The 23,220-nt window shown below is 46.9% G+C and carries 18 protein-coding genes; all 18 read left to right on the forward strand.

Annotated features, from left to right (window positions below; translation table 11 throughout):
* Positions 1 to 73 precede the first annotated feature (73 nt).
* The 18 genes from essC to T359_RS0111450 all read left to right on the forward strand — a co-directional run bounded on the left by essC (position 74) and on the right by T359_RS0111450 (position 23,039).
* On the forward strand, positions 74 to 5,143 hold the full coding sequence (gene essC / locus T359_RS0111365) for a type VII secretion protein EssC (RefSeq protein ID WP_026517592.1): 5,070 nt from the start codon (positions 74 to 76) through the stop codon (positions 5,141 to 5,143).
* Positions 5,140 to 5,853, forward strand: coding sequence for a LytR/AlgR family response regulator transcription factor (locus T359_RS0111370; protein ID WP_026517593.1), 714 nt, complete (start codon positions 5,140 to 5,142; stop codon positions 5,851 to 5,853). Before essC ends, T359_RS0111370 begins: the two co-directional genes overlap by 4 nt.
* Positions 5,846 to 6,511: a hypothetical protein gene (locus T359_RS0111375; RefSeq protein ID WP_026517594.1), complete on the forward strand. Its 666-nt coding sequence runs from the start codon at positions 5,846 to 5,848 to the stop codon at positions 6,509 to 6,511. Before T359_RS0111370 ends, T359_RS0111375 begins: the two co-directional genes overlap by 8 nt.
* Positions 6,508 to 6,756, forward strand: coding sequence for a hypothetical protein (locus T359_RS0111380; RefSeq protein WP_026517595.1), 249 nt, complete (start codon positions 6,508 to 6,510; stop codon positions 6,754 to 6,756). The genes T359_RS0111375 and T359_RS0111380 overlap by 4 nt, the downstream gene beginning before the upstream one ends.
* Before the next feature lie 98 nt (positions 6,757 to 6,854).
* Positions 6,855 to 7,250, forward strand: coding sequence for a hypothetical protein (locus tag T359_RS0111385; RefSeq protein WP_026517596.1), 396 nt, complete (start codon positions 6,855 to 6,857; stop codon positions 7,248 to 7,250).
* Positions 7,251 to 7,267: 17 nt separating this feature from the next.
* On the forward strand, positions 7,268 to 7,561 hold the full coding sequence (locus T359_RS0111390; RefSeq protein ID WP_026517597.1) for a WXG100 family type VII secretion target: 294 nt from the start codon (positions 7,268 to 7,270) through the stop codon (positions 7,559 to 7,561).
* 17 nt (positions 7,562 to 7,578) lie between these two features.
* A complete protein-coding gene (locus tag T359_RS0111395; RefSeq protein WP_026517598.1) occupies positions 7,579 to 7,902 on the forward strand; it encodes a WXG100 family type VII secretion target in 324 nt (107 codons plus the stop codon).
* Positions 7,903 to 7,924: 22 nt separating this feature from the next.
* Complete coding sequence (locus T359_RS0111400) at positions 7,925 to 8,227, forward strand: hypothetical protein (RefSeq protein ID WP_026517599.1); 303 nt, start codon at positions 7,925 to 7,927, stop codon at positions 8,225 to 8,227.
* 15 nt (positions 8,228 to 8,242) lie between these two features.
* Complete coding sequence (locus T359_RS0111405; protein ID WP_026517600.1) at positions 8,243 to 8,536, forward strand: WXG100 family type VII secretion target; 294 nt, start codon at positions 8,243 to 8,245, stop codon at positions 8,534 to 8,536.
* Positions 8,537 to 8,573: 37 nt separating this feature from the next.
* Positions 8,574 to 8,906, forward strand: a complete 333-nt coding sequence (locus tag T359_RS0111410; protein WP_026517601.1) for a WXG100 family type VII secretion target — start codon at positions 8,574 to 8,576, stop codon at positions 8,904 to 8,906.
* Positions 8,907 to 8,988: 82 nt separating this feature from the next.
* Positions 8,989 to 10,527: an FHA domain-containing protein gene (locus tag T359_RS0111415; RefSeq protein ID WP_026517602.1), complete on the forward strand. Its 1,539-nt coding sequence runs from the start codon at positions 8,989 to 8,991 to the stop codon at positions 10,525 to 10,527.
* The gene (locus tag T359_RS0111420) at positions 10,527 to 11,228 is read left to right on the forward strand and encodes a PP2C family protein-serine/threonine phosphatase (protein WP_026517603.1); all 702 of its coding nucleotides are present in this window, start codon (positions 10,527 to 10,529) and stop codon (positions 11,226 to 11,228) included. The genes T359_RS0111415 and T359_RS0111420 overlap by 1 nt, the downstream gene beginning before the upstream one ends.
* Positions 11,229 to 11,359: 131 nt before the next feature.
* On the forward strand, positions 11,360 to 15,193 hold the full coding sequence (locus T359_RS0111425) for a hypothetical protein (protein ID WP_026517604.1): 3,834 nt from the start codon (positions 11,360 to 11,362) through the stop codon (positions 15,191 to 15,193).
* Between the two features lie 86 nt (positions 15,194 to 15,279).
* Positions 15,280 to 17,229 (forward strand): Ig-like domain-containing protein, encoded by a 1,950-nt coding sequence (locus T359_RS0111430; RefSeq protein WP_026517605.1) that lies wholly within the window; start codon positions 15,280 to 15,282, stop codon positions 17,227 to 17,229.
* A 129-nt stretch (positions 17,230 to 17,358) separates the two neighbouring features.
* Positions 17,359 to 18,456, forward strand: a complete 1,098-nt coding sequence (locus T359_RS21645; RefSeq protein ID WP_051545305.1) for an anti-sigma-I factor RsgI family protein — start codon at positions 17,359 to 17,361, stop codon at positions 18,454 to 18,456.
* Between the two features lie 26 nt (positions 18,457 to 18,482).
* On the forward strand, positions 18,483 to 20,174 hold the full coding sequence (locus tag T359_RS0111440; RefSeq protein ID WP_026517606.1) for a serine/threonine protein kinase: 1,692 nt from the start codon (positions 18,483 to 18,485) through the stop codon (positions 20,172 to 20,174).
* Between the two features lie 66 nt (positions 20,175 to 20,240).
* Positions 20,241 to 21,050 (forward strand): hypothetical protein, encoded by an 810-nt coding sequence (locus tag T359_RS0111445; protein ID WP_026517607.1) that lies wholly within the window; start codon positions 20,241 to 20,243, stop codon positions 21,048 to 21,050.
* Between the two features lie 147 nt (positions 21,051 to 21,197).
* Positions 21,198 to 23,039 carry a hypothetical protein gene (locus tag T359_RS0111450; protein ID WP_026517608.1) on the forward strand — a complete coding sequence of 614 codons (1,842 nt, stop codon included), beginning with the start codon at positions 21,198 to 21,200 and terminating at the stop codon, positions 23,037 to 23,039.
* Positions 23,040 to 23,220: the final 181 nt, after the last annotated feature.

Genomic DNA, 23,220 nt, shown 5'->3' on the forward strand with positions numbered 1-23,220 from the left:
TTGTTCCGTATTTTTTTATTAATTTATATAAAAAGGTACGGAACATTTTTTGTTGGGAAGAGAAAAAAGTAACATGGGGACAGTTTTAACGATATACAGTCAGAACGCTTTTAAGCGTTTTCTTTTACCTGCTATCAATGATGCAGATCATACAGTTCTTATTTCTGAGAATCTTTTTGGCATCAGCAAGGATATAGAGCTCAGGATGGAGGTTCGGGACAACAAGTGGTATTTCCGCATGTCCGAGCGATACGACCTTGAGTGTCTTGACCCTGAGGTCGACTGCTATGCCAGCCCGATTCAGGACGATGCAAACTGCAAAAAGAACGAGTTCAAGCTTCTTGTTGAAGGAAATCATATCATCACCGTGATCGCCAACAACGTAGAGGACTATTTTGCTGCCTACAATCACTATTACGTTCCATCCCAGGGTTCAACCATAACCATAGGCAGAAACAGCGACACAACCCTTTGCTACGACTACATGAATACCAATCAGGTTTCAGCTATTCATGCGGCTATTTTCATCAATAACGGGGATGTGATCCTTTCAGATAACGAGAGTGCCAACGGAACTTTCCTTAATAACAGGAGACTTATCGGCAGCCAGAAGCTGGTTTTCGGCGACTGCGTGGACATTTTCGGTCTTCGCATGGTATTTCTTGGCAACAAGTTCGCTGTCAATGTTTTTGAGAGCGGGGTAAAAGTGGATGAGAACGTCCTCCTGCCTGCGGAGGAGAAGGAAGTTCCTCTTCAGAAGGTCAATAAAAAGAGACTATTTACCATGTTCAACAGAGCCCCCAGAAGGCTCAGTCAGATAGATTCAGAGCCCGTCAAGATCGACGAGCCACCGCAGCCCAAGGATGAGGTCAGAAAGACAGGTATCTTCGGCGCCATCGGAGGAGCCCTGGTTATGGCCCTTCCCATGATGGTGGGCTGTACCTTTATGGTGGTGGCATCCAGACTCTCCGGCGTTAACCGAGGCGTGTTCATGTACATGGGTATGGTAACCGCCACAACCTCAGCAACCATCGGCGCTATCAGAGGTATCACCGGTATGAAGCGCGCCCGCAGGGAGTATGAGGAATACGAGAAAAAGCGTAACGAGAAGTACGGCGAATACCTCAGACAGAAGGAAGAACTCATCAGATCAAAGTATGAGAGAAACACAGAAATCCTCAGAGACAGATACGTTCCCGCAGAGGAGGCCTGCATGTACGGCCCCAACACACCGGTTTTATGGGGAAGAAACATGAGTCAGCCTGACTTTTTGTCCCACAGAGTAGGAATCGGCGACATGCCCTTCCAGGTGGACATCGAGGTGCCCGCTGAGAAGTTCTCCATGAGCGAGAACAACCTGACTCTGATCCCTGAGAACCTGAAAAAGACTTACGCCACCCTTAAGGATGTGCCTATCTGCGTAGACCTGCTGGAGGAGAGACTGGTGGGCGTTGTAGGCGGACGTACCATGGCCGGCGGCGTTCAGGTGGTTCGAAGCCTTATTACCCAGATCGCAGCCAACGACTCCTACACAGACGTCAAGATCGCCCTTGTGTATAACGAGAAAAAGACCAGTCTCAGCGGAGAGTGGGATTTCGTAAAGTGGCTGCCCCACGTATGGAATGAGTCCAAGAAATTCAGATTTATCGCATCCAACAAGGAGACCGTAAGCGAGGTCTTCTTTGAACTTAACAAAGTGATCCGTCAGAGGATCGAGAACGGCGGAACACCGGAACAGGAGGATGATCAGCTTCCCAAGCCCTATTACGTGGTGATCGTGGCAGCTCCCGAGTTCCTTGAGGGAGAGCTTTTGACCCAGTACCTGCTTTCACCCAAGCCTGAGTACGGCCTTTCCACCATCTATATGGTTGAGAACTACGAGCAGCTCCCCAACGCCTGCGAGTATATCATCGAGAACGACAACATTTACAGCGGTATCTACAGAACTTCAGAGGACCTGGAAAAGGGAACCACGGTGAAGTTTGACAGCATCACCACCAGGCAGGCCCACGATTTTGCCCAGCGCATTGCCTGTGTTGAGGTTCAGGAGATGGAGACCGGCGGTGATGTGCCCGGCTCCATAACTTTCTTTGAGATGTACGGCATCAAAAAACTGGACGACCTGGATGTTCTCACCAGATGGAAAAAGAACCGTACCTACGAGTCCATGAAGGCTCTGGTGGGCCAGAAGGCCGGCGGAGCGCCCTGCTATCTTGATATTCACGAGAAGTACCACGGACCCCACGGTCTTGTGGCGGGAACTACAGGTTCCGGTAAGTCTGAGACACTGCAGACCTACATTCTTTCACTGGCCATCAACTACAGCCCTGATGATGTCAGCTTTTTCATCATCGACTATAAGGGCGGTGGTATGGCGAACCTCTTTGAAGAGCTGCCCCACATGATCGGACAGATCTCCAACCTCTCCGGAAATCAGATCCAGAGAGCCCTTCTTTCCATCCAGAGTGAGAAGGACAGACGAGAGGCCCTTTTTGCGACCTACGGTGTAAAAGATATCAGAGACTACACCAAGTTATATAAGAACAACGAGGCCAAGGTTCCCCTGCCTCACCTTATCATCGTTATCGACGAGTTCGCGGAGATGAAGAAGGAAGAGCCTGAGTTCATTCAGGAAATCGTCTCCGTATCCCGTGTAGGACGTTCCCTGGGTATCCACCTTATCATGGCTACCCAGAAGCCTGCGGGAAGTGTCAGCGATGATATCTGGGCCAACTCCAGATTCAAGCTCTGCTTGAGGGTTCAGAGCAGACAGGACTCCATGGATATGCTCCACAAGTCCGATGCGGCTTACCTCACCCAGTCAGGAAGATGTTACCTGCAGGTTGGTAACGACGAGCTCTATGAGCTGTTCCAGTCAGGCTTCTCAGGAGCTGTATACTACGACGACGAAGAGGATGTCAGCACAGACATCGCAACCATGCTGGATATCAACGGTACCTCCTTTATCGAGGGTAACCACGCCAGAACCATCCGTCAGAAGGAAAAGAAGATGGAGTGGATCGGCATGCTCCTTGATGTGGTAAAGGAAGTCTACGGGGATGATCCCGAGGCCCTTAACAACGCCACAAGAGAGGAAAAAGAGCATATCGCAGGCCGCGTCCTGGATAAACTCTTCAGCCGTAAGTGCGACTATCCTGATACAGAAAACAACAGAGAGAATCTCATTACTCTCTTTGAATGCATAGGAATACAGGGCTTTGATCCGGAGAAGATCCTGGATGTGGAGGCCCAGTTCACCAACGCCAAGAAAAAGCTTCCTCAGAAGCCCGAGAGAACTCAGCTGGAAGCTGTTGTGGGCTACCTCAAGATGATGGCCAAGGCCAACGATTATAACCACGACTTCAGCCTGTTCCTGCCTCTTCTGCCTATGCTTATGGCAGTTGATGAGCTGCCTCAGGGTTCACTTCCAAGGAATCCCGAGACCATTTTTACCAACGGTGCATGGCCCGACCACGGCGGCAAAAGAGATATCAATGTGGGACTGGGACTTTATGACGATCCCGAGAATCAGAGACAGGATATGTACACTGTCAGCTTCCCCAAGGCAGGAAGCCTCCTGCTTATCGGTGCACCCGCCACAGGTAAGAGCTCATTCCTTCAGACCTTTGTATATGAGCTTATTACCAGATATTCACCGGCAGAGGTTGTTATTTACGCTCTGGAGTTTTCAGTTCGTAAGTTCTCACCTTTCAAGGCGGCGCCTCACATCGGAGGTATCGTCACTGAGAATGACACCAACGAGAAGCTTGAGAAGTTCTTTATCATGATGACTCAGGTCCTGGCGGAGAGAAAGCAGAAGCTGGGCGAGACCGGTTACGAGCACTACGAGGCTGCTTCAGAAGTGGACAGCATGCCCGCTATGTTCATCATCATCGATAACTTCGCAGCTCTTATGAACAGAGCTTCCGACAGATACAACGGAATCCTTCAGCAGCTTATCAAGGAAGGTGCAACCCTGGGAATCTTCCTGGTGGTTTCAGCTGCGGGCTGCGGTAACGGAGAAGTGCCCAACAACATGGCACAGAACTTCAGGACAACCATCTGTCTTGAGCTTAACAATTCCTATGACTATACAGGCTATATGAGAACCTCCCGCCTGAGAATGAGACCCGAGGCCGGAATCCCCGGACGTGGTATCGCCAAAGTGGGTGAGAGAGTTCTTGAGTTCCAGACCGCTCTTCCTCTTAAGAGCAGAAATGATGCTGAGTGCGCCAAGGTATTCAACACCATGGCCGCCAAGATGGAGGAGGCATGGACCTCCCGCGGAGACGACATCTTTATGCCAAGACCCATACCGGAGATCCCGGAGGAGCCTGTTTGGGACGAGTTCAGAAAAGTGCCGGATGTCAGACGTATGCTGGGCACAGAGAACAAGCTGCCCCTGGGCTACGATGCCAAGACAGCGGCTATATACGGCATCGACTACTCAGAGGTTTATTCCTACCTCATCACCGGTGCCAAGAAAAAAGGAAAGACCAATACCCTCAAGGTTATCGCCTGTGCTGCCAAGGCTAAGGGTGCAAGAGTTGTCATCGTTGACTTCGAGAAGACCCTGGCCAGATTCGCAGAGGAGCTTGGTGTTGAGCATATCAGCACAGAGCTTGATTTTGCAGGCTTCCTGTCCAAGCTTCTTGTACAGGATATATCTGTGAGAAACAAGTTCAAGGCACAGCTTCTTGGACAGAATATGGAAGAAAAAGAGATATTCAGGGAGATGCAGAAGTTCGGCCAGATCTTCGTGCTTATCAACAACCTGCCTGACTTTGTCATCAGGGTTACCAAGCCTACAGAGCCGAATGTTCCAGCCAACCTGAACCTCAACATGGAGATGATCATGAGCAAGGGATATCTCCACAACCTGTTCTGGTTCTCCACTGTGGACAAGGAGAATCTGGGCATGGCTCCTTCACTGCCGCTCTACAAGATGTATGTGGGCGACAAGAAGGGTATCCACTTCGGTGGAACCGTACACTCAACGTCGGTTGCCGGCATGAGTTTCGAGAATCAGGAAAGAAGAACCGTGGACAACGCCCGTCCTGCCGGCAGAGGTATGCTGGCGGCCGATAACGGCGATGTTACACAGGAAGTAGTACTTCCACTTGTTAAAGGTAATTTGAAATGATATCTGCCATTTTATTTGACAGTGATGAAAAAGAACTGAATAAGATAAAAGATCTCGTTTCTGATGCTGTTTCCATGCTCACCGATGACGAAATCAGATTCTGTGCCTGCTCCGGGGAAAAAGACCTGGAGAAGGCCCTGCAGACCATGGATCTGTGTGATGTAGTCATCGCGGAGTTCGGAGAAAACGGAAGCGCCATAGACAGGATAAGGGCAAGGTTTGCCACTGCGCCCCTTCTTCTTGCGGTGGATGTGACCGTTTCCCCCATGAAATACATCAGGCCCGGAATTATGCCTTCAGGACTGATCCTGCGGCCTCTTTCCGAGGAGGATCTGGAGAAGAACATCAGTGAATTCCTGACAGCTTCTCTTGATATCAGGAACACGGAGGATGAGACCCAGATCATGGTGGAGACCAAGAAGGGCAACATCAAGGTCCCCATTTCCCAGGTCTTCTACTTTGAGTCCAAGGCCAAGAAGGTGTACCTGAGGCTTAGGAACGAGGAGTACGGCTACTACGACACCCTGGAGCATCTGGAGACGGTGCTTCCGGGCAATTTCCTCAGGTGTCACAGAGGAATCATTGTAAACATGGACTATGTGACGCAGTACAAGGCAACAGAGAAAACACTGTATCTGGAGGGGGATATGTTCATCCCGGTTTCCAGAAGATACAACGCCGATGTCAGGGGGAGAATGAAAAATGAGTAATATAGGAAGCAAAGCTATTTACATGTCCCTTCAGCAGCTTCTCATCATCTTTTACCAGAGAAAGGTGGACGGCATTCTGATGCCGGACGCCATAAGCGAAGTGGAAGCCGGCGACAGGCAGCTCAAGGAGGCTATGGCAAAAATGATAGGTGACGGCCTTCTTGTTCCGGATAAGTCAGGTCAGCTGGCCCTTTCCGAGGATGCAAGGGAAATAGCGGATATAATCGCGGGAGCAGCCAGGATCTACCATATAGGTAACGGCGCCATGCCACAGCAGTTTTTGTATGAGAAGGACGGCCGCGGGGTTCTCATGAACCTGGACACCATGAACTCTGAGAGAGCAAGGCTTGAGATCGGAGATGCCAGGGAGCTGATTGAGAACATCACGGACTACGAGGGCATGCCTGCCAAGGAGCAGACCGGCGAGGCTGCGGCCGCTGAGGAGATCCCGGCAGATAAGCCCATGGAGGAGGTTCTGGACATCCCCGAGGTGGTGACCGTGGTTGACAGATATCTTCGAGGCGCAGAAAAAGCACAGCTCAGAGTGGTGGTCAGAGAGGGCGAGCCCTTTACCATCACTGCCACCGGGGAGGGAAACACCCCCAAAGTCTATGACAAAGAGCTGTTTGTGCGCTTTTTGACGGAGGAACAGAAATGATAGTAGTAGATGTATTTGTACCTGCCCTCGATAAGACCTACAACTTCAGTCTTAACGAGAAGGTAAGAATCAACTCGGTGATAACTGAGATAACAGACATGATAGAGCAGAAGGAGAAGATGACCTTTATCGGGGATCAGACAAAGCTAAGGCTCTACAGCACTGAGACCGGGAGCCGTCTTCCCATCGACAACACCCTTTCGGAGTGTGCCGTTCGGAGTGGAAAAAAGCTCATTTTGATATAAAAAAGTGTCATTCGTCCGATTTCAAGTGTCATTCGTCAGAAAAGCAACATTTTTTTTCCAGAAGTGATAGAGTAATTTCAGACAGAGGGAGATAAAAAATGTTCTACATAAATACCGGGAATGTTCGCTCGGCGGTGGTTTCATTTTCTTCCGTAGAGCAAACGCTAAGGAGTCTTAAAGGTCAGGTTGATGACGTTAGTCACAACATTGCGGATCTTAGCGGAATAGCAGAAGTTCTTCCGACTCTGGAGTACATAAGCAGCAGGATACTTGAGGAGTCAAATGCACTTGGCAGATTGTATGATGCCGGTGTCAGGGTCGTACGTGAGTATGAGAACGCTGAGGAGAACATATTAGACAATCAGGAGGGACGTGGCTGGACCTTCGGAGGCGGTTCATCGCTTCATGACTTTACCGGCAACGGTGGGGAGTCAGCCAATTCTAATAAAATAGATTATGGGACACTTGAAGAGCTTTCAGGGCTGTTTCACTAATCGGAAAGGGTAAATGGATGGACGTTATTGCAAACAACCTGCCACAGTTTGATGGCGATATTCAGGATTATGATGCCGGAAATAAGGGATTGGCACAGTCCTTTGATCAGATGGTAATTCATATGAACGAGCTTAATAATATGTGGGAAGGCGAAGCTCATGAGCAGTTTAAGACTACTTTCAATGAGGATAAACTGAAAACACAGCAGATGCTTAGCGATGTGCTCAGAGTGTACAATGAATTGAAATTCGCTCATTCCGAGTACACAAACTGCGAGAACAACGTAGCAGGAATAGTTAACGACTTGTAATTTAGAAGGAGATAATCATGGCTTTTTCATTAGCACTCGGTGTAACACCTGAATCTATGAAGACTAAGTCAGCAGATATCAACACAGATATCGACGACATGCAGAAATATGTCAATGCTCTTCAGCAGGAGGTTTCCGGAACCGCTTCTTACTGGGAAGGTGAGGCAGGAAATACTCAGAGACAGAACTTTGAAGATCAGGTAACAGAGATTAACAATTTGATTTTAAGACTTCGTACTTATCCAACAAGAATTCTTCAGATGGCAGGACTTTATGAGGACGCTGAGGAGACTGCAGTAGGATATGCACAGGCATTGTCAACAGATATAGTAATGAAGTGATAAAAAGTGAGGAGAACCGGTAATGAAGACTGAAGCACAAATTTATATGGACTTCAAAAGAGCCCAGGCTCAGGCTGACCGACTTCGCCAGATTGCTTCTAATATGGACAATGTGGCAGAAGACGAGATGGCAGGCGCAATCAGCAAGGTCCGCTCAGATTGGACAGGAGAAAATGCTGATACCTACACAAGTAAGGCAGACAAAGAAAAGACAAAAGTAATTAAGACAGCCGCTGACGTAAGAAGAGTGGCAGACACAATCGAAGCAATGGCAGCCAGAATAATGCAGGCAGAGCTGGATGCTATAAGAATAGCCAGTCATTAAAGGAGGAAAATTAAAATGGCAGAAATTTATGTACAGAGTTCACAGGCATTACAGGATATCATCGATCAGTTAACAAAGCTTAACGCAACATACCAGGGATACACCCAGGATATCGACACAGAGGTAAAGAACCTTACAACAAAGTGGGAAGGTAAGGCAAGCGAGACTTTCCAGGATACTTACAGCAAAGAGAGACATTGCTACGCTGATTTCTTTGACGGAGTTGGAACATATATCAAGGCTCTTACAGAGATCCTTGCAAAGTATGAGGCTACTGAGACAGCAAACATCAGCATCGCATCAAAGTAATTTTTGAAAATTATCAACCTACAGGAGGATTAATATAATGGCAGCAGTATTAGAGAATTTAAGAGTATCAGACGTAGCTGACTTAAGAACAGAGGCTACTAATTTCCAGACACACGCAGATGACCTTAGAAAGGTTACAGGAGAAATGCTTACACTTATCGGCGGAACATTAGGTGTATGGCGTGGCGAGGCTCAGAAGAGCTATACAGACAGATTCGCTGATCTTTCAGACGATATGGACAGACTTTACAACCTTTGCTCAGCTTACAGCACAGACCTTATCGACATCGCTAACAAGTACGAAGAGGGCGAGACAGATAACATCTCTAAGGCACAGGCTCTTTCAGCTGACATCGTAATGGAAGTTTAATACCTAAATTTGTATATTCTTGACCGGGAACAGTGCCTTCGTGCACTGTTTTTGGCGTATCCGGAAATAATGGGAGTTTTTTATGAAGAGTTTTAAGAAATTAATCAATCTTGCACTTGCTGCATGTATAGCATTTTCTCTGATAGGAGGTTTATTTACCGTGGAGGTCAGGGCCGAGGGTGAGGCCAAGCTGATGCAGTCCTTCGTAATTGACGATACAGTCAGAGCATATATCAGAAACGGTGCTGTTGACGGAAGTAGTACCTATCAGATCGGAAAGGATTTTTGTACAGATATCGGTACATGTGGCCTGGGCGAAGATGTAAGTCCTGTAAGGACTCTCATTCTTCTGGACAATTCTCTGTCTATGACCAAGGCATTAATGGAACCCATCAAGGATTCCATCAGGAAGATCATCGAGGCTCACGGACCCAATGAACTTTTTAAGGTGGGAACCTTTGATGAACAGGTGCACTACCTCACCACAGACTTTTCAGAGGACTATGTGGCTCTGGACAAGCTGGTGGAGGGCATAGAATACCATGATCAGAAGACATATCTTAACACAATTCTCTACGACATCATTCATGAGATCGATTCCCGTGATTACGAGGGATATGTGAGGATCATCCTTTTTGCCGACGGAGTAAAGGATGAAGAGATCGGCTACACCAACGGTGAGCTGGCAGATCTTCTGGCAAACAGGAACTATCCTATCTATTCCTTTGGTGTAAAGAGCGGCAAAAACGCTCCTCTTCTGGAGGACATGTTCGCTCTGTCAAGAAAGACAGGAGCTGAGTGTCTTCTTATAGATAAAGATAATATCGGCGATGTGCCGGCTATTCTGTCTGCGGATTCGGGAATCACCGTGCTTACGGCCAAGATCCCTGAAGATGCCTGGGACGGTGAGAGAAAGAACAGTCAGCTCAAGCTTGCTGACGGCAGCAGCATTTCCTTTATGGTTCAGACCCCTTTCCCTGTTTATCAGGAGAAAAAGGAGGATAAGCCTCTGCCTCCCGTGGAGCTCATTGAAGAGTCCGAACCGGAGCCGGAGCCAACCCTCTGGGATAAGCTCAGACAGCCCCATATCATTGCGGCTATAGTAGGATGCCTTCTTATCCTTATTTCACTTATTATGTTGCTGGTTCATTTTATAAGAGCCAAAAAGAAAAAGCCGGAAGAGGTTATGATGCCCACAGTCAACCTGGGCTCAGGGGCAGGAGAAACAGAGCTTTTCGGCTATGGAACAGGAGCCCAGAACAACGGAACAGAGCAGCTCACACCTGCTGTTTCCGACGGAAGAAAGAAATATATGTTCCTTCTTACTGACAAGGATGATGAGTACAGGAGCTTCAGATGCGAGCTTATCGATGAGCTCACCATCGGACGTATGGAAGACAACCATATCATTATCGGAGATGACAATTCGGTACACAGACATCATTCGACAGTAACAGCCAAGAACGGAACTTTCTATTATACAGACCTTAAGGACGTTAAGAATCGTAGCGCTGTCAACGGAGTATTACTTAAACCCACAATCCCGCAGCTTATTGTTAACAATTCTGTTGTGACAATAGGAAGACACTCCTACACAATAACAATTACGGAAGGTCATTGATGATGAGATTATTAGCAGCCAATTATACGGATAGAGGATCAAGAGACGGGATCAACCAGGACTCTGTTTTATCACTGATCACAGAGAATCTGGCTATATTCTGCGTCGCAGACGGCATGGGAGGACACAGGCATGGGGAACTGGCCTCCAGAGAGATTGTCGGAAGCCTGAGGATGTGGCAGCAGGCCAATAGGGACAGGGTTTTTGATAAGCCCCTGGTACTTTTTGATGAGATCGAGGAGATCCTTTCAGCTGTCAACAAAGAGATCTTCCACAGGTACAATGCTCAGGGACCCTGCGGCAGTACATTGGTATGTCTGGTGATCAGCGGGGACAGATATGCTGTGTATTCAGCCGGGGACAGTCGTCTTTACAAGAAGAAAAAGCTTCATATGTATCAGATAACGCGTGATGACGCTGCTGCTAACGGCAAGCTTACCAAGGCTGTGGGAGTCAGTGAAAACATCAAGTATAACAGGAGCATGGGCAAGCTCAAAAAGAACGACGAGTTCTTCCTTTGCACCGACGGCGTGTACAAGGAGCTTAATCCTGCCACAATCAAAAAGCTTCCCGGAAAGGTCTTTTTTACCGGGAAAAACAGAGGCATCGAAAAGCTGATAAACTCAGTACAGAAGCAGGTTAGCAGAAAGGGTGCCAGCGACAATCATTCTGCGATTTTCGTTAAGTGCGTGGAGAAATAATTAATTATCAGAAAATACTCCGGCATATATTGCAATTATTCAGACAGTAACTTATAATCGGTCATGTGTTTATATAAAATTTATAAAATGGTAATATAATTTTTATTTTATAAGTGCAATCAGGAGGGTGTATGAAATTTGACAGAATCAGGTCTTTTCTGGGGAAAAGGCTTCTTACTGTACTACTGGTTCCGGCAGTTCTGGGGTGTAATTTCACTGCCATTTCGGTATCAGCCGACGAGGTTGCAGCAGTTGCGGATTCAGTAGAATATGGGGAAACTGCTGAAGAGAATTCAGGTGATGAAACAAATAATGATGGACAGGACTCTGAGCCTGCTGAGAATACAGAGGACAGCAGTCAGGATTCCGGAGAGCAGGAGGACCAGGGTTCAGAGTCTGAGCCTGAGGCTTCCGATGCTTCATCTACCGGCGCTTCCACTGAGGAAGGCGGAGATACAGGCGCAGGTGAGGGCGCTTCAACCGGTGCCAGCTCTGATGCTCCGGGAACAGACAGCTCAACTGACGCTTCTTCTTCCAGCTCATCTGATGCTTCCGGCAGCGCTTCTTCAGGGGCTTCCGATGCTTCAGGAGATGCTTCAAGTGATGCGTCAAGCGATGCTTCATCCGAGGACAGCGCAGATGCTGCCAGCAGCGCTTCCAGTGAGGAATGGAAGGATGAGGATATCTCCGAGAATTCCGGGGATATCAGTGCCAATGACTCTGAGGATGCGGAGTTTGAAGAGGAAGAGGTAGAGGCTTTCGTTGAAGAATTGGAAGTATACATGACTGACAACGGTGATGGTACTACAGACATATGCTTTAGCAGTGACTGTACAATTCCCGGATGGCAGCTCATTGGTTTATACAGGAAAGAGGGCAATACCAAACGCGAACTGGCATGTAATAATTACTGGAATTACTCTTATACCTGTACTGAGTTTATGGGCAGCGTGATCTACCACGTTAATGAAAATCTGAGTGATAAACAGTTCTTTCTTGCTGCGGCTCCCTGCGACAGGGATGAGAGCAGTGACTATGCTGTCAGCTGCTTTAATCCTAAATGCGGCAATTTCACAGGATATAGCCGTAAGGGCACAGAAAGAGAGCTTGAGGGATACACAGTCTATTCTTCCAAAGGAAAGAATAAGAGAGATCGTGAAGATGTGTATGATACCCATAATACCTACTATGTCAATCCCAAGAGATCCGGTATCAAGGATCTGAAATATTCTGTTTCCAATGTCAGCAGATATGATGCCGCTGAGAATGGAATAGATGTCATGGTTGAGGTTGGCGCATCCCTCATTCAGGATGGAGATGGCTTAACACCTACCAAGATACTGCCTGCCCAGATCTGCAAGATAGTTGCCGCAGACAACCCTTCAGTGGTTTATATGGATATGACCAAGAACCCCAAGGTCGACAGAATGTCAGAGGCACCCATTATTCGTCCTCTTAAATATATCTATAGCGTTGTTCCTGTAGAGGAGTCCGAAGAAGAGTTTTTAGCTGAATTTACAGACAGCAACGGTAATGTTCAGGTTCCTGCAAGAATCATGTGCACGGACACCAGAAGAATCGGCAGCGATGCCAAAGTAACCAGAACTGAGAACTACCTGGTGGTTGACAGCGTCAACCCAACTGCTTCCGTGGAATATGTAGAAAAGAATCCATGGTGGCCCATTGACTGGAGCAAGTCTACAGATAAGAGCAGTCCTGTACTTAAGAATTCGCCCAATGTAGACAAACTTATTACCGACAACAATACCACGGTTTATATCAAGGTTAAGGATGATTACCTCAAGGATTTCGGCGGTTATTCCTATAATTTCAAGGGTGGCTTTGGTGATAACGAGAGCGGAAAGACTGTATCTGTAAATAAGAGCACAGATGGCGATAAGACAGAATTAAAAGAAGAGTTCAAGTTCGACAAGCCGGGACTTTATATGATCAACGGTGCTGAGGCTTCAGACTATGCCCTGAACACAGTTGATAACGAAAGCTTTAACTCTGTAACCATTGCCTATGATCCGGTAGCTCCGGAACTTACCGTACACAAGGTTTGGCCGGAAGCCAAGATCTGGAATCCTATTTTCCAGAAGATTCCTTCCTATGAGACCGGAACAGAGGTAGTTATCGAGGTTGGCATCAAGAACGGTGTATATTTTGACAAGGCCAGTCTTGAAAAGAACGTTAAGGAAAGTATTGTTGTAACAAGAAGCGATATAGGCGCCAAGTACCAGAAGCCTGTGGACTTTACAGTAAGCGGAACAACCAATGACGGCACAACCAAGATCGTCATCGGCGGAGAAGGAGAGTACACTGTTTCCTATTCAGATGCTTCACCTGTGGATGACTGCGGTGTTACCCTTAAGAAGAAATCAGGGGAAGTGATAACCCAGTTTACCATTGAGCCTGCGGTTCCTGAGATGAAGTCCACTCCTCAGTCCAAGATCAAGCCCAAGAACGGCTTCTACTACAACCAGAGCGTTGTGGAGGAGATCACTGTTAAGGCCAGATACTCCAGGGTAAAAGACCATGTTAAGGTCCGCAATGATGACGCCAAGACACCCAATGCCTCTCCTACACTGGAATTTATCGACAAGGGTGAAGAGACACTGGTCAGGGTCAAGATGGAAAAGGACGGAAAGTATGCTTTCCAGGCATATTATTCCCAGGGCGGTGTGGAATATAACCCCATCAACTTCGGCCCCTATGTAATTGATAAAGAAAAGCCTGAAATTGTTTATTCAGAGGTTGAGAACTACTCAGCCAATAACGGTGTTGTCGCACCGGTTATCACCTGTAAGGATGTGAACCTTCCCGAGAAGGCAGACAGCGTCAAGACAGAGGTTAAGCTCACCGGCTATAACAACGGAGCAGTTTCAGTAAAGAGCAAAAAGTCCCGTTCAGCAGGCGGTCTCGTTATTTCCTACGACGACTTTGCAAGGGAAAAGAAGAACGACGATCTTTATATCCTTGAGGTTACTGTAACGGACCTTGCGGAGAATACAAGTACAGAGAAGCTGGTATTCTCAGTAAACCGTTTCGGATCAGTATTTATTCTTGGCGAAGGCACCAAGGCCATGAATGAGAAGTATTACACCAACGAGCCTCAGGACGTTACCATAACCGAGATTAACGTTGACGATCTTGTGACAAGAGATGTTTCTTTAACAAGGGATGACAGCATCAGGAAGCTCAACAGCGAGACTGATTACAGAGTAAGCAGACAGGGTGATGACACCAGCTGGAAGACCTATTCCTACAATGTTAGCAGGAACAATTTTGACAAGGACGGTGTGTACTCTGTATCACTTTATACCAAGGACAGAGCCACCAACGAGATGGATAACAAGAGCAGAAATGCTGAGATCGAGTTCGCTGTAGACAGGACAGCACCCAGTATCGTAGCTGCCGACATCGAGGACAGAGGCGTATACAAAGAGAAGAAGCACGAGTTCAACGTGGACGTAACAGACAACATGGGCATTGTAAGTCTTACAATATTCAACAACGGTAAAGAGATCGGTAAATATACCGGAGAGCAGCTCAAGGCTGATGACAACATCGAGACCATCACTCTTGAGGAAAACAAGAAGCCTCACAACGTAACACTTGTTGCAGTGGATGTGGCAGGAAACAAGCAGACAGTGGTTTACAAGAACATTGTTGTCAATGCCAAGGAAGCTGACAAGATCGTTGAAGAAGAGGAAGAGATAGTAGAAGAAGTTGAAGAGGCAGTAGTTGATACTCCTGAGGTTCTTGGAGCAGTTAAGGAGCCTGAAGCTGAGTTGAAGCCTGAACTTCCCGCTAAGCTTCCAGAGGTGATCGAACCTGTTAAGCCTGAAAAGCCGGGCTTCCCATATAAGAAAGCAGCAGCTGCTGCAGGTGCGGCTGCATGTGTAATGGCAGCAGGCGGAGCAGGAGTTTTAGTCCGCAGAAGAAAGCTCACTAAAAAATAATCGTTTGTATAGTAGCGTGAAATGCGCGCCGGAAGTGTTTCGCCGGTGCGCATTTTTCGTAGGAAACAGCATGGAAAGGGGACAAAATGATCCATAAAAGACTTGTAAGGATGACAACAGCAGTAGTAATGGCGGCAGCATTGATGATGCAGACACCGGTCGCTTTTGCTGCGGAGGAGGACTTTTTCCCGGAGGAGGAAGAGTACTGCTGGGAGATAGAAGAGGAGATTCCGGAGGAGGACAGCGACCGGAATTTGGATGAGGAAGCAACTGAGGAGACTGAAGAGGAATTCGAAGAGGAGTTGTATGATTCCGTTTCGGAAACAGAGGAAGAAGAGATCACTGTGGATCTGGCAGAGGAGGCTTCGGAGGCTGCTTCATATGAGGCTTCTGAGGAAGACATGGAAGAGTCAGACGTTTCAGGGGATGAATCATTCGTAGAAGCGGCGGAAATCACAGATGTCACAGCTTCCAAGAACCCCATAACCAAAGTTGTGATACAGAGCGGTATGGCAAATTCCACCGCTGTACAAGAGCACTATAAGATCGTAAGCGACAAAAACGGAACGCTTAAGTCTGCGGCTCTGACCCTGGGCTCAGAGTATAAAACAATGAAACTTCAGGCAGTGCAGACCCGCAAGGACAACAGCCAGGCCAAGGATGCTCCCTCCTGGAAGTCATCCAATCCGAAGGCTGTCACGGTGGAATCCACCGGCAATACAGTAACCGTCAAGGCTGTGGGAAAGGGAAAGGCCAAGATATCCTGTGTGGCCTCTGACGGCTCAGGAAAAAGCGCTTCTGTGACCATCACTGTCAGGCAGAATGCCACAGACCTTGAGATCAGCGGAAATACCTGTATTTCAGCAGGAAAGAGCGCAAGCTATAAGGCCACTCCGGTTCCCTCCAATTCCGATAACAAGAAGGTTACCTGGGAAATCGAGGGCAAGGTTGACGGCGTCAAGGTTGGTTCGGACGGCAAAGTAAGTGTAGCCAAAAATGTAAAATCCGGAACCAGGATCACTCTGGTTGCTCATGCCACCGAGATTCCCGGAATCCCCACGAAAGTAAGCAGCAAAAAGGTTATCACCGTAAAAGACAAGGCCAAAACTCTCACTCTGAATGCTCCGGAGGATACAAATCTTGTCACCGAAGCGGCCAAGGGCTATAAGACAAGCCTTACTCTTTCAGCATTCACGGATAATAACGAAACGGTTTCCTGGAAGATGGATAAGCAGGGAATTGTCAGCATCAAGGAGACCGAAAACAACAAGGTCACCGTAAAGGCTTTATCCACAGGCAGTGTCAAGGTCACAGCCTATACTACCGACGGCTCCAAGCTGAGTAAATCCGTGAAGATAACGGTAATTGTTCCCGTGACATCGATTGACCTCACTGTGCCTGAGGACAGAAGCGACAACTATCTGGCCCTGGGCTGCAGCCTGAAGTTCACTGCGGTACTCAATAAGGGAAAAGAAGCCCCCACTATTTCCAAGCTCAAATGGGACTATGAGATCGTGGGCTTTGACTCCAAACAGGAGAAGAAAATAACCTTAAGCGATAAGACCCAGAAGCTTATAAAGGATAAGAAATATTTCTTTACCCTGGATAAGAGCGGAAAAGTCACAGCGGCTTCCCCCAAGGACTTTGAGAAGCAGGCTGCAAAGCTCTGGGATGAGACCGGGGCTTACCAGTACGCCATTGTGGTGAAGGCAGAAACCACCGACGGCTCCGGAATATCAGCTCAGAAGCTGGTAAAAAGGGTGAAGAAAAATACAAGTATTTCTATCAATAAGACATCCTGTAGCGTCCATGTAAACGGAACCAACACAGATGTCATTGTTCTTAAAACTGCCCACGGGGTAAAAGAGTTCTACGTCTCATACAGCAATCCCGGAGTGGCAAATGCCTGGGTGGATTCCGGAAATCAGGTATGGATAAAGGGCCTTTCTACGGGAAGTACCAAGGTGACCTTTAAGGCCAAAGACGGAACCGGAGACAAGATAAAAGCCACTATTTCAGTGAATGTTGTCAGGTAAAAAAAGGGAAAATTAATTTTTGAAAATTCTGTGATTTTTGGTTTCAGATATGGTTTAATAATACCATCAATGATATCATTAGTTGCAAAATATCGTCGAAATCTAGATTTGTAAAGAGATAGGAAGAGTATGAAATCATTTTTTTCTAAGTGGTATATAAAGCTTATATTGTGGTTTGGAACCTGCGGAGCAATCATTGCTCTGGGCATTTTCGCAGTGGGCAGAATGGTATACTCCAGCGTATGCATCGATGCGAACCCTTCTATTACGGTTAAATTGGACAAGGACGGCTTTGTTCTTACCGTGGTAGGTGAGAATGAGGACGGCAAAGAGGTCCTGAGGCAGCTTGAGGAGACCTATAAAGAGGACTATGAAGAGAGCATTAAGGGTCAGGACGCCGAGACCATTGTAAGCGAGATCGTATATAAAGCCCTGGAACTGGGTTATCTTAATGACGAGCAGAGCGCCATGCTTTTATCTGTAAAGAGCAGAGACGAGGAAGTTGCCGATGAGCTCCAGTTAGATCTGGCATATGTGGCTTCCGACGCCATGGAGTCCGAGCTTGATAACGCTGTGGTTCTTGATCAGACCATCACCGCAGACAGCTCAGTCAGAGCTATTTCCGGCATTTACCATATTTCTCAGGGCAAGGCTTTCCTTGTTTGGCAGCTGTGTATGTCAGAACCTGAGCTTCAGGTTTGGGACCTGGCTGACATGACCATCACTGAGCTGATCCTTGAGTGCATTGACAAGGATGTGAACCTGGCTGAGTATGTTGACATCATCGGCGAAGGCCTTGAGGATTTTTACTCTGATTATGATGACGAGGACTTGGAAGAGGGTGACGAGTATTATGACAATCTTCCTGCCCCTGATTTTGACGAAGACTATGAAGATGATGACTTCGAATCCGATTACGCCGACGACTATTCCACAGTTGATGATGATTTCGAGGAAGACTGGGAAGACGAGGACGAAGATACAGAGCTTGATTTGGATGCCTTAAAGGGCAGCAGGGCTGCAGGCAACAGGGGAAGCGCTTCCGCATATGATACTTCCGATGATGACGATGAGTTATTGGAAGAGATCTACGAAGAAGACGAAGAAGATGAAGAAGATGTAGAAGACGTTGAGGAAGCTGATGATGACTGGGGAGATGATTACAACGAAGGTGATTATCCCGATGAGCAGCTGCCCGGTGAAGTATATTATGATGATGGCACCTGATAGGGGCTGAAAGAAGTATTGTTATTATGTTACAGATCGGAAGTTTAGTTGATGGAAAATATAAAGTCCTTAGCGTTATAGGACAGGGCGGTATGAGTACCGTTTACCTTGTTATGAACGAGAAGGCAAATAAACCCTGGGCGATCAAGGAGGTCCGCAAGGACGCCGTTGCCAATTATCAGGTGGTCAGACAGAGTCTTATTACCGAGACCAATCTTTTAAAGAATCTGTCCCACCCATATCTGCCCAGTATCGTAGATGTTATTGATGATGAGGGACGATTCCTCATCGTTATGGACTATATAGAAGGCAATACGCTGGATAAGGCCCTGGCTACCATGGGGCCTCAGCCTCAGGAGTACGTTATCGAGTGGGGTATCCAGCTTTGCGATGTCTTTGAATATCTTCATAGCAGGACTCCTGCTATTATCTACAGAGATCTCAAGCCGGGGAATATCATGCTTCGTCCCAACGGACGTATCTGCCTGGTGGATTTCGGAACAGCAAGAGAATATAAGGCGAATCATGCCGGGGACACTTCATATCTTGGAACAAGAGGATTTGCGGCTCCCGAGCAGTTCGGAGGAATGGGACAGACAGACGCCAGGACGGATGTCTATTGTCTTGGTGCCACCATGTACAATCTTTTGACAGGACACACCTCCAATGAGCCGCCTTATGAGTTCTATCCCATCAGGTATTGGAATCCCAATCTTTCCTCAGGCCTTGAGAAGATCATTGCCAAGTGCGTTCAGAATAACCCCGCAGACAGGTATCAGTCCTGCGCTGAGGTTATGTATGATCTTCAGCACTACAAACAGCTTGACAGAGATTATAAAAAGACAGCAAAAATGAGCGTTGCTGCTGTGGCTCTTTTGACAGCAGGGGCAGTGCTATGCGGTTCCTTGTCCTATTACTTCCACCAGGCTGCCACGGTTACAGCCACAGAGAGCTACGAGGATATGATCCTGGATGCCCTTGGTGTAGAGGATGATGCAGAGGCAATCCAGAAGTTTGCGGGAGCCATCAGGCTTCAGCCCACCAATCCGGAGGCCTTTGAGGAGATGTTGGACAACAGGATCCTGGCGGATGACTGTTTTACCGCAGAGGAGGATGAGAGTCTTCGAAGGCTCCTTATAACCGGCTGTGACGGAACCACCATTGAGAAGGCTTTTGCTGCCAACCGTGCAGCCTATGATGATTTTTCCTACAAGCTTGGAATGGCATATTTTTACTGCTACGAGGATGTGGGAAACAAGCAGCTTTCCCTTAAGTGGCTCAAGATAGCCATGACCTCCCAGTATCTGGATGACAGCCAGAGAGACAGGGCTGCAAGGCTTCGCATTATAGCTGAGTATTACAATTCTATCGGCGGAGATCCCAAGACCGGTGACCCGGGACTTCCTTTTGATGTTTTCTGGGAGAATCTGGTAGAGATTGCCGACGGAAATATTGCTGAAATAGATAATTCCATCACAGCGCTGATGATCTACAACGAGATAGCGCTGCAGGTTTTCCAGCACAACAATAGATTTGTGGCTGCCGGAGTTTCCTATGATGATATGGAGCAGGAGCTCAACTCCATCAGTGCCCATATTGCTTCTGATATTGAGGCTAAAGGGGATCTGGGGGAGCATATCAGTAGTTTGGTTGAGGAAGCTAAAGATAATGTGGAGCAGGCACAAAAATCCATAGAGATGGCACGCCGCCAGGGGTGATTTTTTGTGAGGACGAATTCGCCAGTGTACCTACCTACCAAAAAAAACAAAAATCTGGAGAAATGTATGAATAAAAAGAATATTGCAATAATAGGCCTTCTGGCCACCATAGCCCTTTCCGGCTGCGGAGAGAAAGCGCCGGTCAATTCCGATCTTACCGCAGAATCCAGTTCCATAGAGGCCACCACTGAGTCTGCATCACAGACCGCATCATCGGACGCTACAGAGTCAACATCCGCCTCCACAGAGGCTTCCGTCGAAGCCAAAACAGAACCCGATTACGACATCCCCCTTATGAACGACCTGGGGGAAACAGCATATCTTGAGAAAGTCGGCGCAAAGAAATACGATTACACCGAAGCTTTCGAACTCACCGATGACCTCAGGGGGACAATAGAAACCCTCTTCCTCGTAGTTGGAAGGTATGATTCTGAAAGCCTCGTTAAAAAGGCCGACTGGAAGGACATTTTTGTCGACAGATTCCTCAAGAATTCATGGTACAGCTGCAGTTATCTGTCAAATATATACGATGGCGACAGCCTTATGGATAAAGATCAGATCGAGTACTTCCAGTACAGCATCACCGGCAAATACGTCGAATTCCCTGAGTATGCAAACAGCCCCCTGGACACCGCAGAGGCTTCCAGCGGCTTCAACACCGCCAACATTATCGATTATGAAGTAGCTGAATCCGGCGATGAAATTCACCTTTCCGCCAATGTGGGAATGTGCGAGGGCATAAAAGAGGATTACGATTACACCTACAAGATGGATGTAGTCCTTGTTAAGAACCCCTACAGCTGCTTTAACGGCTACAACATAGTCTCTTTAGACTATGAAGAGAATACATCCTATCAGGCCCCCGACGGCAAATAGCACGAGGACGCGGAAGGCTATTTTACATACAAGATCACCTTCATCTTTAACGATGAAAACCCTGCGCCCTTCGAGACCATCAAGCCTATAGCAATAGATGTTAAGGAATAAACGGTTATACTGAAAAAAGTATTGTGGGAAGAAAAAATGAAAATTAAGGGATTATCAAAAGCCGTTTTAGCCATGGTTATGGCAGCAGCTCTCTGCGCAAACACCGGGGTAGCGTATGCCGCAGAGGAAACATGCATATTTGAGGATAGCATTTCTGATGATGCAGATTTCATAATGGAGGAATATCCTGAGGATGAGGAACTTTCCGAGGAAATATATGAGGAATTTCCGGATCCCATTACCGAGGATGAGTCTGTGGAATCTGAAGAGGAATATTCTTATGAGATCCTGGAGGAGCTTACAGAAGACAGCGAGTGGCCCTCCGATGAGTTCGAAGAAGATTACTTTATTGATGAGAATGATGTATCCGACAATGATGTAGTTGGAATAAGCGCAGAAAAAAAGGAAAAGCCTGTAAAGGATGTGGATATCACAACCTCAGGTGGAACCGTGATTGCAGTGAAACCCTTTAAAGGAATAAAAGATACAGTTGTACTGAACGCTGCAGTTAGTCATGGAGGAAAGGTTACCTGGAAATTTAAAAACGAAGGCGTTGCTGATATAACTACAAAGGGCAACGAAGCCACGATCAAGGCCATAAAGCCCGGAAAAATAACCGCAACAGCTATTTCCGTGGAAAATCCCAAAAATAAAGCCAAATTAAAAATACAGGTAATTCAACCTGTTACTGAAATACAAATAACAGGCAAAGACGAAGTATATGTCGGAAAAAAGGCACAGTATGAGGCACATCTCACACCGAAAACAGCGAGCAATAAAGAGGTTACCTGGTCTATAAGTGAAAAGACACAGATTGAAGGAGTTTCTATCGGTGCCACCACCGGCAAGCTTACTGTGAAGAAAACAGTCGGGGCGAATCAGACGATCACTATTGTAGCCACAGCAAAGGACGCCTGTGGTCTCAGTGTGGAAAAAAAGGTCAAGCTTATAAAGGATGTGGATATCACAGCCTCCGGAAATACCACTATTGCAACCCACGCCATAGGAGAATTGAAGGAGACAGTGGAACTGACTGCTTCAGTGCATAGTGGCGGCGATGTTTCCTGGAAATTTGAAAACAAAAATGTTGCGGATATCAGTTACAAAGGTAACAAGGCAACCATAAAGGCCAAAAATCCCGGAACTGTAATAGCGACAGCCATAGAAAAGAATCCTGACGGAACCGAACATAAAGCTAAGATTAAAATAAAAGTTATCACACCTCCCTCAAAGCTTAGTCTGACAGTCCCTTTCGACAGAATGGAAGATTATGTGGCCATGGGATGCAGCCTTAAATTTACACCTTCCTTTGAAAATAAGTATGGCAAGCCCACTGTCAAAAAAATTGCCTGGGATTATGAGGTTGTCGGTCTTGACAACAAACGTGAGCAGAAGATAAATCTCAGCGCGGATGCCCAGCAGAAGATAAAGGACAAAAAATACTTTTTTACCTTCAAAAAAGGAACTGTTAAGATGGTCGGCGAAGAGGCCTATGAAAAACAGTCCAAGGAGCTATGGAAAGAAAACAGGAGCTATCATTATGCTATTCTGGTGAAGGCATCCACAACTGACGGTTCAAATCTTACAGCGAGTCAGCTGGTAATGCCTATTCCGGGAAACAATACTATGACGATAGCAAATAATAAGCGGACAGTATGGGAAGGACAAAAAAATCTGGACTTTATTTATATCCATACCAATAAAGGATTAAAGCGAGTTTATATTACATATTCCAAAAAAGGAATAGCAGATGCCCACGTTGATGGGGCAGGTCTGGTATGGGTCAAGGGGTTAAAGGCCGGAACTACAACCGTTACAATTCATTCAATGGATGGCACGGGGGTGAAGGCGACTTTAAAGATAACCGTAAAAAAATAGATGAAAAAAGAAACAATATAGAGAAGAGATTGCAAATTGTCAGTGATTTGTAATCTCTTTATTTTTGTTGTAAAAATTCTCGTTTAATTGATAGAATTGCCCGCCGGTTTTAACAATATTACGAATATATTTTTCACAAAAAATTCATTGCTTTTTGAATCTCCTTTATTTTATAATCGGC

Origin of the sequence: Butyrivibrio sp. MC2021, from assembly GCF_000621605.1 — a bacterium.
Lineage (GTDB): Bacteria > Bacillota > Clostridia > Lachnospirales > Lachnospiraceae > Butyrivibrio.